We start from the raw sequence: 15,293 nt of genomic DNA, 5'->3' as shown, positions 1-15,293 counted from the left end.
CACCTCCGCTGCTCTGACCCACGGCGACACCGACTTGCCCCGAGAAGGGGCCTCTGCCGCGTGAACCAGTTCGTTGTTCACACGGACCAGAGGCCCCTTCTTGCTGTCTCGCCAATGGGGGGCAGGTATTTCCAGAAGAAACACTCATCGCCCGGAGGACGCCGACTGATCGGCGCCATCCGGGCGATGCTGTGCCTGGCCGAAATTTTTATCGCTCACCGCATTCGCGGAATCAGGGCTCCGCGAGTTCGTCCAGCAGCGCGAACATTTCGTCGTCGGTCGCCGAGTCGAGATCGACCTCTGCCGCCGGCCCTCCGGCCGGGCTGGCCAGCCTCGCCCGCAGAACGTCGAGGCGGCCGGCCACCTGGCTGTGCACCTTCAGGTCGAGAGCCTGCGCGAACAGCAACCGTTCCAAGGCCTCGACCGCCGCCAGGACGGACTCCGGTTCGTCGGCCGAGGTGGACCCGAACCGGCCGGCGAGGTGCTCGACGAGATCGGCGGGCGTCGGGTAGTCGAACAGCAACGTGGCGGGCAGGCGCAGGCCGGTCTCCCCGCCCAGCCGGTTGCGGAGCTCGACCGAGGTCATCGAGTCGAACCCCATGTCCTGGAACTGCCGGTCGGGATCGACCGTCGTCCCACCGGCGTGTCCGAGCACGAACGCGACCTGCGCGCTGACGAGATCCAGGAGGACCTCTCGTCGTGCCTCACCCGTCAGGCCCTGCAGCCGGTCCGCCAGTCCGGCGAAACTGATCACAGGCCGTCGCACCGACGTGCGGACCAATCCGTGCAGGAGAGCCGGAAGCTCACCCGTCGCGCGCAGGGCCGGCAAATCCAGCAGCACCGGAACGGCCACCGGCTCGTTCGCCGCCATGGCCGCGTCGAACAGGGCGAGTCCCTGTGCCACGGAGAGCAGGCCCGTTCCCGACCGCGTCATGCGGCTCCGGTCCTCGTCGGAGAGCGCGGTCGTCATGCCCACCTCCGGCGTCCAGGGACCCCAGGCCAGCGAGGTCGCCGGCAGGCCGAGATCCTGGCGGTGCCGGGCCAGCTCGTCGGCGAACGCGTTGGCGGCGGCGTAGTTGCCCTGTCCGGCCGCGCCGAACACGCCCGCCACCGACGAGAACACCACGAAGGCACGGAGATCAAGCCCCGCGGTCAGTTCGTGGAGGTGCCACCCGCCGTCCACCTTGGGCCGCAGGACGTTCCGCAACCGCTCCGGGGTCAGGGAGCCGATGACGCCGTCGTCCAGCACACCCGCGGTGTGCACGATCGCGGTCAGCGGGTGGGCGGCGGGGATCTCCGCCAGCAACCTCGCCAGCGCGTCCCGGTCGGAGACGTCACAGGGCACCGCGCGCACCGCGGCGCCGAGCTCCGTCAGTGACTCGATCAGCTCATCCGCGGTGTCCGGCACCCGCCGTCCGGCCAGGACGAGGTGCCTCACCCCGTGTTCGACCACCAGATGCCTCGCGAACACGGCGCCCAGACCGCCCATGCCGCCGGTGATGAGCACCGTCCCGTCCGGATCCCATCCGGACGGCGGCAAGTCCGGGGTGACGGGCATTCGCGTCAGCCGGGGCGCCAGGACCCGGCCGTCGCGCACCACCAACTCGGGCTCGTCCGTGCCGAGGGCCTCCAGCAGGAGGGCGGGATCGGTGCCCGTGGAATCCAGGTCCACCAACCCGAACGCATCGGGATGCTCCGAAATCGCGGTGCGCACCAGACCGCGCACGGTCGCCACGGACACGCCGCCGCTCGTCACGAACACCAGCCGTGAGCCGGCGGAGCGCTCCTGACCCGACCACTGTTGAACCATGGCCAGCACTTCCGACGCACGCGAGTGCGCTGTGCCCACCACATCCTCGGCGTCACCCTCCACGGCGACCACGACCAGGCCGTCCGGCACCGTGTCCAGAGAGTCGTGCACCGGCACGTCGAGTCCCAGGGCCACCGAGCCGATCACCGCGACCGGCTCGGCCGGGCTGGTCGAGGACACCGGCACCCACCCGGTCCGGAACAACGCGTCGTTGTTCGCACCGAGCTGTTTCGCGTCCACCGCGCGCAGCACGAGCGAGTCGACGGCGAGCACGAGTGCGCCTGACTCGTTGACCATGACCAGCGACACGGCGCCCGACTCGGTCTTCGACAGCCTCACCCGCAGCACCGAGGCGCCGGCGGCGTACAACGACACGCCCTCCCAGGAGAAGGGCAGCCCGCCCTGGCCTTCTTCGCCTCCGTCCAGCACGAGCGCGTGCAACGCCGCGTCGAGCAGCACGGGGTGGATGCCGAACGCCTCGGCACCGTCGCGCAGCGCGTCAGGCAAGGCGACTTCCGCGAACAGGTCACCGTTCTCACCACGCCAGGCCGCACGCAGTCCCTGGAAAGCCGGACCGTAGGCGAAGCCGGCGTCGGCGAAGGCGTCGTAACACCCGGCCACGTCGACCGGTTCGAGCCCCGCGGGCGGCCACGGTCCGTCCAGTCGAGAGTCCGCACCCCCGGTGTCGCTGGTGAGCAGGCCGGTCGCGTGCTGAACCCACTCACCGGTCGTGCCGGCAGGGCGTGAATGCAGTCGCAGTTCACGGGTTCCGCCGTCATCCGGCGCACCCACCCACAGCTGAACCTGCACGGCACCCTGTTCCGGCAACACCAGGGGCGCGGCGATCGTCAGCTCCCCGATGCGGCCGCAGCCGACCTCGTCGCCCGCGCGAACGGCGAGTTCGGCGATCGCCGCACCCGGCACCAGGACCTGACCGAAGATGACGTGATCGGCCAGCCAGGGATGGGTCGACAGCGACAGCCGTCCGGTCAGCACCACCTCGTCCGAGCCCGCGACCGGCACCGCCGCGCCCAGCAGTGGATGCCGCAGCGAATCCAGGCCCAGCCCCGACGCGTCGGTTCCGACAACCGAACCCACCGGCCAGAACTGCTCGTGGTCGAAGGCGTAGGTCGGCAGATCGACCAGCCGGCCAGCGGGAACGACCCGCCGCCAGTCGACGTCGATCCCGTTGACGTGCAACCGGCCGAGTGCGGTGAGCAGCGTGGTTTCCTCGTCACGGTCCTTGCGCAGCAACGGCACCGCCAGGCTCTCGTCCACCAGAGCCGACAGCACACCGTCCGGCCCCAGCTCCACGAACGCCGTCGCGCCGGCCTCGGTCAGCGCCTGGACGCCGTCGGCGAACCGCACGGTCTCCCGCACGTGCCGCACCCAGTACTCCGGCTTGCCCAGCTCATGGGTCACCAGCGCACCGGTCACGTTCGACACCACCGCGATGCGGGGCTCTCCGAACGACAAGCCCTCCACCACCGCCGCGAACTCCGCGAGCATCGGCTCCATCAACGGCGAGTGGAACGCGTGCGACACCCGCAACCGCGAGGTCTTCCGGTCAGCGAACGCCGCCAGCACACCGTCCACAGCGGACACTTCGCCCGCGATCACCACCGAGTCAGCCCGGTTCACCGCCGCGATGGACACGCCGTCGGTCAGGTGCGGCATGATCTCGGCTTCGGCAGCCTGCACCGCGACCATCGCCCCACCCTCGGGCAATGCCTGCATCAACCGCGCCCGCGCGCCAACCAAGGTGCAGGCGTCGGCCAGCGACAACACGCCCGCGACGTGCGCGGCGGCCACTTCGCCGATCGAGTGCCCACCCACGAAACCAGGGCGAACACCCCACGACTCCAGCAGCCGGAACAACGCCACCTCAACCGCGAACAACGCGGGCTGAGCAAACTCCGTCCGATTCAACAGCTCCGCGTCCGCGCCCCAGACGACATCACGCAAAGCCGGGTCGAAATGACCAAGAACCTCGTCCAGCGCGGCCGCGAACGCCGGGAACCGCTCGTACAGCCCCCGGCCCATCCCCAGGCGCTGCGAACCCTGTCCCGAGAACAGGAACGCCACACGCTGACCTGCGGCCACACCACGAGCCACCTCGACGACGCCGTCATCGGACGCCAGCAACACCGCCCGATGTCCGAAAGCCGAACGACCCAGCAGACTCCAGCCGACATCGACCCTGGAGTCCTCAATGGACCGAGCACGGTCGACCTGGGACGCCAGCGCGGACTCCGACTTCGCCGAAACCACCCACGGCACCACCGGCACGTCCACCGGCTCCGGCTCGTCCACCGGCTCGGCCTGCTCCAGGATCACGTGCGCGTTCGTGCCGCTGATCCCGAACGACGAGACACCGGCCCGCCGCGGACGGTCCGCCTCCGGCCAGGACACCGTGTCGGACAACAGCTCGACCGAGCCAGCCGACCAGTCCACATGCGACGAAGGCTCGTCGACGTGCAGCGTCTTCGGCACCACACCGTGGCGCAACGCCTGCACCATCTTGATGATCCCCGCGACGCCTGCGGCGGCCTGGGTGTGGCCGAGGTTCGACTTCACCGAGCCCAGCAACAACGGCCGATCCCGGTCCTGACCGTAGGTCGCGAGCAGCGCCTGTGCCTCGATCGGGTCACCCAGGGTCGTGCCGGTTCCGTGCGCCTCCACCACGTCCACCTCGGACGTGGACAACCCCGCACTGGCCAGCGCCTGACGGATCACCCGCTGCTGCGACGGACCATTCGGCGCCGTCAACCCATTCGACGCACCGTCCTGGTTCACCGCCGAACCACGCACCACCGCCAGCACTCGGTGCCCGTTGCGCTTCGCGTCCGACAAGCGCTCCAGCACCAGCATGCCCACACCCTCGGACCAGCCCACACCGTCCGCACGGTCCGAGAACGCCTTGCACCGGCCGTCAGGAGACAACCCACGCTGACGCGAGAACTCCACGAACGAACCCGGCGTCGACATCACCGTCACACCACCGGCCAACGCCAACGAGCACTCCCCCGCCCGCAACGCCTGCATCGCCCAATGCAACGCCACCAACGACGACGAACACGCCGTGTCCACCGACACCGCCGGACCTTCAAGCCCCAGCGAATACGCCACCCGGCCCGACGCGATGCTCGGAGCCGTCCCACTCCCCTGATGCCCCTCGAAATCACCACCGGACAGCACCATCACATAGTCGGTGTACATCACACCCGCGAAAACGCCGGTCTGGCTGCCCCGCAACGACTGCGGGTCGATGCCCGCTCGTTCGACGGCCTCCCAGGACGTCTCCAGCAGCAACCGCTGCTGCGAGTCCGTCGCCAACGCTTCCCGCGGCGACATCCCGAAGAACTCCGGGTCGAACAGTCCAGCGTCGTGCAGGAAGCCGCCTGACCGCGTGTACGACGTCCCCGCGTGATCCGGATCCGGATCGAACAAACTCTCCAAGTCCCAGCCGCGATTCACCGGGAACCCCGACACCGCGTCCCTGCCCTCGACCACCAGCTGCCACAGATCCTCCGGCGACGACACCCCACCCGGATACCGGCACGCCATCCCCACGATCACGATCGGATCATCGGTCACCGCCACGACAGGCGGCAGTGTCGCCACGGCGTCCTCTCCGCCGGTCAGTTCGGCGAGCAGGAAGACGGCCAGCGTGTCGACGGTCGGGTAGTCGAACACCAGCGTCGCGGGCAGCCGTACCCCCGTCACCGCCGCCAGCCGGTTGCGCAGCTCGACCGCCGTCAACGAGTCGAACCCCAGCGCGCGGAAGTCCTTGCTCAGGTCCACCGTCGAGGTGTCGGGATGGCTCAGGACGGCAGCCACCTCGGTGAGTACGACCTCGCGCACGGCCGCCCGCCGCTCGTCCGCCGGCAGTCCGCGCAGCCGCTGCGCCAAACCACCCGTCGCACCCGCGGCGGACCGCCGGACCGGGCCTCGGACCAGTCCGCGCAGGACCTCCGGAACTTCACCGAACTCCCGCAACCGCGGCAAGTCCAGCAACACCGGCACGACCACCGGCTCGTCGGCGACCAGAGCCGCGTCGAACAACGCCAGCCCCTGCTCCACCGACAACGGTGGCATGCCCGACCGCGACATCCATTCGAGGTCCACGGCAGCGGCCATACCCGTGGCCCACGGGCCCCACGCCAGCGACACCGCGGGCAACCCCAGCTCACACCGGTACCGCGCCAGCTCATCCACGAACACGTTCGCGGCCGCGTAGTTCCCCTGCCCGGCCGCACCGAACACACCCGCCACCGACGAGAACGTCACGAACCCCCGCAGACCAAGATCCGCGGTGAGCTCATGCAGGTGCCACGCGCCATCCACCTTGGGCCGCAACACCCCAGCCAGCCGATCCGGTGTCAACGCCTCCAGCACGCCGTCGTCCAGCACTCCGGCCGCATGCACCACCGCCGTCAACGGATGATCCGCCGACACGCCGGCGAGCAACGCCGCGACCTCACCGCGATCGGCCACATCGCCCGCCACGACCGAGACCTCGGCACCATGCGCGGCCAACTCCGCCACGAACACCGCGTCGGCCACTCCGCTGCGGCTCACCAACACCAGATGCCGCATCCCGTGCCGCACCACCAGGTGCCGGGCCAACTCCCGTCCAAGACCACCGGAACCACCAGTGATCAGCACAGTGCCGTCGGGATCCCAACCCAGGTCGTCGTCCGCCACCGGCGCGATCCGCGCCAGCCGAGCAGCGAACAACTCCCCGTCCCGCACCACCACCTCGGACTCTCCCGAGCCCGCGGCTGCCAGCAGCAAAGCCTCGTCGGCCTCACCCGACTCCACGTGCACCAGCCCGAAACGGCCAGGATGCTCCGACACCGCCGACCGCACCAGACCACGGACCGCCGCGACCGACACACCACCCCTCGTCACGAACACCACCCGAGAGGCCTGTGTGGTCAACCCCAGCTGAACCTGCTCCAACACCCGCGCCGCCAGCCGATGCGCGGCACCGGCAACGTCTTCGTCGTCACCCTCCACGGGCACCAGGACGACGTCGTCCGGGGACACCGCGGCCGGAAGGCCCAGCGGGGCCCAGTCGATCCGGAACAAGCCGTCCTGCCCTGGCAAGGACCGGCCGTCCGGCACCGGACGCAACACCAGCGACCCGACCGTCATCACCGGCTCGCCCGACTCATCGACGATCGCCAGGGAAAAGCCGCCGTTGGGCAGGCCCGACAGCCGAACCCGCACCGCACGAGCACCTGTGGCGTGCAGCGACACCGCCTCCCAGGAGAACGGCAGGCCACCGCCGAGTCCTTCGAGGAACCCACCCGCGTGCAACACCGCGTCCAGCAACGCCGGGTGAATCCCGAACTCCCCAGGCTCACCGGGCAGGACCACCTCGGCGAAAACCTCACCATTGCGCGCCCACACCGAACGCAGGCCCCGAAACGCCGGCCCGTAACGAAGCCCAGCCTCGTCCAGGTTCTCGTAGAACCCTTCCAGATCAACATCCTCGGCTCCGGCCGGCGGCCACTCGGCGACATCGCCAACCGCAACGGTGGCTTCGTCGGTGAGAACACCCGCCGCGTGCTCGACCCACGGCAAATCCGAGCCGTCCGGCCGTGAATGGATCGTCACCGGACGGACGCCCGCCTCCTCACGGCCGCCGACGTGAACCTGGACCTGAACACCGCCACTGTCCGGCAGCACCAGCGGCGCCGACAGCGTCAGTTCCCGCACCTGACCGAACGCCACCTCGTCGCCCGCCCGCACCGCGAGCTCCAGGAAACCAGCACCGGGGAACAACACCTGCTCCCCCACCACGTGATCAGCCAGCCACGGCTGCGCCGACAGCGACAACCTGCCCGTCAGCACCACCTCATCCGAACCCGCCATCGACACGGAAGCAGCGAGCAACGGGTGATTCGTACGACCGAGCCCAGCCGCCGACACGTCGCTGAAGTACGCCGATCCCGTCGGCCAGTACCGTTCGTGGTCGAAGGCGTAGGTCGGCAGGTCGACCAGCCGTCCTGCGGGAACCACTCCCCGCCAGTCGACGTCGACACCTTCGACGTGCAACCGGCCGAGCGCGGTGAGCAGCGTGGTTTCCTCGTCGCGTTCCTTGCGCAGCAACGGCACGGCAGGCACATCGTCGATCAACGCCGACAACACACCGTCTGGGCCCAGCTCCACGAACATCGTCACACCGGCATCGGTCAAGGCCTGGACGCCGTCGGCGAACCGCACCGTCTCCCGAACATGCCGCACCCAATACTCAGGCGCAGCAAGCTCATCGGTCACCAACGCGCCAGTAACGTTCGACACCACCGCGATGCGGGGCTCCCCGAACGACAAGCCACCGACGACCTCGGCGAACTCCGCCAGCATCGGCTCCATCAACGGCGAATGGAACGCATGCGACACCCGCAACCGCGACGACTTACGATCAGCGAACGAAGCCAGCACACCATCCACAGCAGACACTTCGCCCGCGATCACCACCGAACCGGCACGGTTCACCGCCGCGATCGACACACCCTCGGTCAAGTGCGACGCGACCTCGACTTCGGTGGCTTGAACCGCCACCATCGCCCCACCCTCGGGCAACGCCTGCATCAACCGCGCCCGCGCACCGACCAGCGTGCAGGCGTCATCGAGAGACAACACGCCCGCGACATGCGCGGCGGCCACCTCACCGATCGAATGCCCACCCACAAACTCCGGGCGAACACCCCACGACTCCAGCAAACGGAACAACGCCACCTCAACCGCGAACAACGCAGGCTGAGCAAACTCCGTACGGTTCAACCGATCCTGATCCGCACCCCAGATCACCTCACGCAGAACCGGATCAAACCGCGACAGCACCTCGTCCAACGCCTCAGCGAACACCGGGAACCGCTCGGCCAGACCACGGCCCATTCCCACCCGCTGCGAACCCTGACCAGAGAACACAAACGCCACACGCTGGCCGGCCGCCACACCGCGAGCCACCTCAGCGACACCGGCGTCAGTCGCCAGCAACACCGCCCGATGCTCGAACACCGAACGCCCCAGCAACGACCAGCCCACGTCGACCCGCGAGTCCTCAACGGAGCGAACAAGCTCGATTTGGGACGCCAGCGCCGACGCCGACTTCGCCGACACCACCCACGGCACCACCGGCACGACCACCGACACCGGCACGTCCACCGGTTCGGCCTGCTCCAGGATCACGTGCGCGTTCGTCCCGCTGATCCCGAACGAGGAAACACCCGCCCGGCGCGGACGGTCCACCTCCGGCCAGGAAACCGCCTGCGACAACAGCTCCACCGCGCCAGCCGACCAGTCCACATGCGACGACGGCTCGTCCACGTGCATCGTCCTGGGCACGACACCGTGGTGGAACGCCTGCACCATCTTGATGATCCCCGCGACACCGGCGGCGGCCTGCGTGTGACCGAGGTTCGACTTCACCGACCCCAGCAACAACGGCCGATCCCGATCCTGACCATACGTCGCGAGCAACGCCTGCGCCTCGATCGGATCGCCCAGAGTGGTTCCCGTACCGTGGGCCTCCACCACATCGACGTCGGCCGGGGACAGCCCCGCACTCGCCAGCGCCTGCCGAATCACCCGCCGCTGCGACGGACCGTTCGGCGCCGTCAACCCATTCGAGGCACCGTCCTGGTTCACCGCCGAACCCCGCACCACCGCCAGCACCCGGTGCCCGTTGCGCCGAGCATCGGACAACCGCTCCAGCACCAGCACGCCGACGCCCTCGGACCAGGCCACACCGTCGGCCGCGTCCGCGAACGACTTGCAGCGGCCGTCCGGCGCCAGCCCGCGCTGACGCGAGAACTCCACGAAGACCTCAGGTGTCGACATCACCGTCACACCACCGGCCAGCGCCAGCGAGCACTCCCCCGCGCGCAGCGCCTGAGCGGCAAGGTGAACGGTCACCAGCGAGGACGAACACGCCGTGTCCACCGTCACCGCCGGTCCTTCGAGGCCCAGCGCATAGGACACGCGGCCGGACACCACGCTCGGCGAGCTACCGGTACCTCGGAGCCCCTCGAACTCGTCTCCGCCCAGCAAAGCGCTGTAGTCGTTGTACATCACACCCGCGAACACGCCGGTCTGACTGCCCCGCAACGACTGCGGGTCGATGCCCGCCCGCTCGACCGCCTCCCACGACACCTCCAGCAACAACCGCTGCTGCGAGTCCGTCGCCAGCGCTTCCCGCGGCGACATCCCGAAAAAGCCGGGATCGAACAACCCCGCGTCGTGCAGGAACCCGCCCTGCCGAACGTGGGTGGTTCCCGCCCGGTCGGGATCCGGGTGGTAGACGCTCTCGAGGTCCCAGCCGCGGTCGGCCGGGAAGTCGGAGATCACGTCCCGCTCGTCCAGGACCACGCGCCACAGGTCCTCCGGCGAGGAGATGCCACCGGGATAGCGACAGGACATCCCGACCACGACGACTGGATCGTCCGAAGTGGACAGAGTCGGGACGATGGACGGCGCGAGGTCGTCCTGCGCTCCGGTCAGCTCCTCGCGGAGGAAGACCGCCAGCGCGGCAGGTGTCGGGTAGTCGAACACCAGGGTCGCGGGCAACCTGACGCCGGTTTCCGCGGCCAGCCGGTTGCGCAGCTCCACCGACGTCAGCGAGTCGAATCCCAGCGCACGGAACTCTCGCTCCGGGTCGACCCTGCCGGCCTCGGAATGGCCCAGGGCCTGCGCGACCTGCCCGCGCACCAGCTCCAGCAGGAGGTTCTGCTGCCCGGCGGCGTCCAGGCCCGCCAGCCTTCCGGCGAATCCCGAGGACACCACCGCCGATCGCCTGACCGGCAGCCGGATCATCCCCCGCAGCAAGGGCGGCACGTCGCCGAGCCCACGCAGCGCGGACAGCTCCAGCCGCACGGGAACGAGCGCGGGCTCGTCCGCCGCCATGGCCGCGTCGAACAGGGCCAGGCCCTGTTCGACCGACAGCGGCGGCATTCCCGACCGTGCCATGCGTTCCATGTCCGCTTCGGACAGTGTCGCCGTCATACCAGTGGACTGCGCCCACGAACCCCACGCCAGCGACACCGACGGCAATCCCAGCTCACGCCGGTACCGCGCCAGCTCGTCCAGGAACACGTTGGCCGCCGCGTAGTTCCCCTGCCCGGCCGCACCGAACACACCGGCGACCGAGGAGAACGTCACGAACTTCCGCACACCCAGCCACGCGGTGAGCTCGTGCAGGTGCCACGCGCCGTCCACCTTGGGCCGCAACACCGCGGCCAGCCGGTCCGGCGTCAACGACTCCACCAGGCCGTCGTCCAGCACACCCGCCGTGTGGATCACGGCGGCGCACGGGTGCTCGGCCAGCAGGCTCGCCAGCGCGGCGCGATCCGACACGTCACACGCGCGCACCACGACCTCTGCCCCGAGTGCGGTCAACTCGGCGGCCAGTTCGGGCGCCTGTCCGCCTCGGCTGGTCAGCACCAGGCGACGAACTCCGTGCCTGGTCACCAGATGCCGGGCGAGCAGGCCGCCCAGGCCGCCGGTTCCTCCGGTGATCAGCACCGCACCGTCCGGGTCCCAGCCGGCCTCGGTCCGAGTGACCGGGACGCGGACGAGTCGCGGCGCGAACAGCCGGCCGCCGGAGATCAGCACCTCGGGTTCGTCCGGATCCAGCGCCGTCGGCAGCGACTCACCTTCCGCCAGTTCGACCAGGCCGAACCGCCCTGGATGCTCCGACATCGCCGACCGGACCAGCCCCCGTGCCGTGGCCGCCCCCAGGCCGGCGCGAGTCACGAAGACCAGTCGCGCCCCGGCGACGTCGTCCCGCGCGAGCCAGTGCCGGATCAGTTCCAGCACACGACGCGCGCTCTCGTGTGCGGCGCCGACCACGTCCTCCTGATCGTCGTCCACGACGACCAGGACAGGACCCGCGTGCTCGTGGTCGAGCGCGGAGACGTCCATACCGGTCACGACGACCGGAGTCTCCACCGAACGCGACGTGACGGGCACCCGGTCCACCCGGAACATGCTGTCCGCCACCCCGGCGAACTGCTCAGGCGTCACCGAACGCAGCACCAGCGACTCGGCCGACGCCACAAGCGAACCCGACTCGTCGGCGAGCACCAGTGACACCGCGTTCTCGCCCGTCCGCGACATCCGGACCCTCACCGCGCGAGCACCCGCGGCCCGCAACGACACGCCCTCCCAGGAGAACGGCAGACCCCCGCCGATTCCGTCGAGGAACACGCTCGCGTGCAGGACGGCGTCCAGCAGCGCCGGGTGCACCCCGAACGTGTCCGCGCCGGAGACGTCGTCGTCGAGGGCGACCTCGGCGAACACCTCGTCGCCGCCACGCCACACCGCACGCAGGCCGCGAAACGCCGGCCCGTACGCGAAGCCGGCGTCGACCATTCCGTCGTAGAGGCCATCGAGGTCCACCGGCTCCGCCCCGGCGGGCGGCCAGGCGCCGAAGTCGGCGAGCGCCGGCGGAAGTTCAGCGCCGAGCGTTCCCGTGGCGTGCCGGGTCCACTCCTGCTCCGCGTCCTCGGCGGCCCTCGAATGCACGCGCACCTCGCGCCGTCCGGCCTCGTCGGCGGCCCCGACCCAGACCTGGAGCTGGACCGCACCGGACTCCGGCAGCACCAGCGGGACGGCCACCGTCAGATCCTCGATCGCGGTGCACCCGACCTCGTCGCCCGCCCGTACCGCCAGTTCGACGAACGCCGTGCCGGGGAACAGCACGCGTCCCATGATCTCGTGATCGGCGAGCCAGGCGTGGGTCGCCAGGGACAACCGCCCGGACAGCACGACCTCGTCCGAACCGGCCACGATCGTCGTCGCCGCGAGCAGGGGGTGTGCCGTCGAGCTCAACCCGGCCGACGTCAGATCTGCCGTCGCGGTCGCCGAACGGCCGAGCCAGAACCGCTCCCGCTGAAAGGCGTACGTCGGCAGGTCGACCAGCCGACCGGCCGGGATCACCCGGCGCCAGTCCACCGCCGCACCGTGCACGAACAGCCGGGCCAGTGCGGTCAGCAGCGAGGTCTCCTCACCGCTGTCCTTGCGCAGTGAGGGCACCATGGGGAGGTCGTCCGCGAGTGCGGACAGCACACCGTCCGGCCCCAGTTCGAGGACGGCCGCCACACCGTTCTCCGTCAGGGTGCGGACTCCGTCGGCGAACCTGACGGTCTCCCGGACGTGCCGCACCCAGTACTCCGGCTCGCACACCTCGTCGGTGACGAGGCCGCCGGTCAGGTTCGACACGAACCTCAGTCGCGGGCGCGCGAACGACAGGCCCCGGACGACGTCGGCGAAGTCCGCCAGCATCGGGTCCATCAACGGCGAGTGGAAGGCGTGCGACACCCGCAACCGCGAGGTCTTCCGGTCGACGAACGCCGCCAGCACACCGTCCACAGCGGACACTTCACCCGCGATCACCACCGAGTCGGCACGATTCACGGCGGCGATCGACACACCCTCGGTCAGGTGGGCGGCGACCTCGTTCTCGGTGGCCTGCACCGCCACCATCGCGCCCCCGGAGGGCAACGCCTGCATCAGCCGTGCCCGCGCCTCGACAAGAGTGCAGGCGTCGGACAGGGACAACACACCGGCGACGTGAGCGGCAGCGACCTCGCCGATCGAGTGCCCGCCGACGAAGTCCGGCACCACTCCCCAGGATTCCACGAGCCGGAACAACGCCACCTCGAACGCGAACAACGCCGGCTGGGTGAACTCCGTGCGGTTGAGCCGTTCCTGGTCCTCGCCCCACATCGCGTCGCGCACGTCGGAACCGAAGTGCCTCAGCACTTCGTCGATCGCCGCCGCGAACACCGGGTACCGGCCGTACAGCTCACGTCCCATGCCCAGTCGCTGCGAACCCTGACCGGAGAAGACGAAGCCCAGAGCCCCGCCGCCCGCGGATCCCCTGGCGATCTCCACCACGCCCTCGTCCGAGGCCAGCAGGACGACGCGATGCTCGAACGCCGAACGACCAGCCAGAGTCCAGCCCACATCGGTCTTCGATCCGTCCGCCGACCGCACACCGTCGAGCAGCTCGGTCAACGCGACCGGGGTCCTCGCCGTCACCACCCACGGCACCATCGCGCCCGCGAAAGGCTCGGGGTCCTCCACCGGCTGGTGTTGTTCGAGGATCACGTGCGCGTTGGTTCCGCTGATGCCGAACGCGGAGACCGCCGCCCGGCGCGGCCGATCGGCCTGCGGCCATTCGGTGCTCTCGCGCGCGAGTTCGACCGCTCCAGCGTCCCAGTCCACATGGGACGATGGCTGGCCGACGTGCAGGGTCTGCGGCACGACGCCGTGCCGCATCGCCAGCACCATCTTGATCACGCCCGCCACGCCCGCGGCGGCCTGGGTGTGCCCGATGTTCGACTTCACCGATCCCAGCAACAACGGCCGGGGCCGGTCCTGGCCGTAGGTGGCGAGCAACGCCTGCGCCTCGATCGGATCACCGAGCGGGGTACCCGTGCCGTGCGCCTCCACCGCGTCCACATCGGACGCCGACAATCCGGCCTGCGCCAGCGCCGCCCGGATCACGCGCTGCTGGGCCGGCCCGTTCGGTGCGGTGAGACCGCTGCTCGCGCCGTCCTGGTTGATCGCGGAGCCGCGGATCACGGCGAGCACCGGGTGGCCGTTGCGCTGGGCGTCGGAAAGTCGTTCCAGCACCAGCACTCCGGCGCCTTCACCCCAGGCCGTACCGTCCGCGTCGTCGGCGAACGCCTTGCACCGCGCGTCCGCGGCGAGACCGCGCTGGCGGGAGAACTCCACGAACAGGTCCGGCGTGGGCATGACGGTGACGCCGCCCGCGAGCGCGAGGGTGCACTCGCCCTTGCGCAGCGCGTGGGCCGCCCAGTGCAGGGCCACCAGGGAGGACGAACACGCGGTGTCCACGGTGATCGCCGGGCCTTCCAGCCCGAACAGGTAGGCGACCCGGCCGGACGTCACACTGGTCGAGATACCCGTCATCAGATGGCCTTCGGCCGACTCCGGCACGTCCGCGCCCGACGCGTAACCGGTGCCGTAGGAACCGATGAACGTCCCCGTCAGGCTTCCGCGCAACGTGACCGGGTCGATGCCACCGCGTTCGATCGCCTCCCACACGACCTCCAGCAGCAGCCGCTGCTGCGGGTCCATCGCCAGCGCCTCACGCGGCGAGATCCCGAAGAACTCCGCGTCGAACTCGGTCACGCCGTGCACGAACCCGCCGCGGGTGCAGTAGGTCCTGCCGCGGTCGTCCGGATCCGGGCTGTAGAGCCCCTCGACGTCCCAGCCGCGGTCGCGGGGGAACTCCGACATCGCGTCCTGCCCACCGGCCAGCAGGGACCACAGCTTCTCCGGTGAGTCGGCACCACCCGGAAACCGGCAGGCCATGCCGACGATGGCGATCGGCTCGGTGTCCGAGTCCTGGATCGCCTGCAGCCGCCTGCGAGTCTGCTGGAGATCGGTGGTGACCAGCTTGAGGTAGTCGCGGAGCTTGTCCTCGGTGCTCGCCATGGGT

The 15,293-nt window shown here is 70.0% G+C and carries 1 protein-coding gene; it reads right to left on the bottom strand.

The genetic code is table 11. The features are described 5' to 3' along the window. Positions 1-232: 232 nt before the first annotated feature. Positions 233-15,289, bottom strand: coding sequence for a type I polyketide synthase (locus tag B0F77_RS28505; RefSeq protein ID WP_086666087.1), 15,057 nt, complete (start codon positions 15,287-15,289; stop codon positions 233-235). Between the last annotated feature and the right edge of the window lie 4 nt (positions 15,290-15,293).

The sequence above is a fragment of the Lentzea kentuckyensis genome (genome assembly GCF_002150765.1).
GTDB lineage: Bacteria > Actinomycetota > Actinomycetes > Mycobacteriales > Pseudonocardiaceae > Lentzea > Lentzea kentuckyensis.
Note: the sequence above shows the minus strand (reverse complement) of the source record. Positions and strands in the feature narration are given on the sequence as shown.

Excerpts from the sequence above, each read along its gene's own strand:
- B0F77_RS28505 (WP_086666087.1), bottom strand. The coding sequence starts at position 15,289 with ATGGCGAGCACCGAGGACAAGCTCCGCGACTACCTCAAGCTGGTCACC.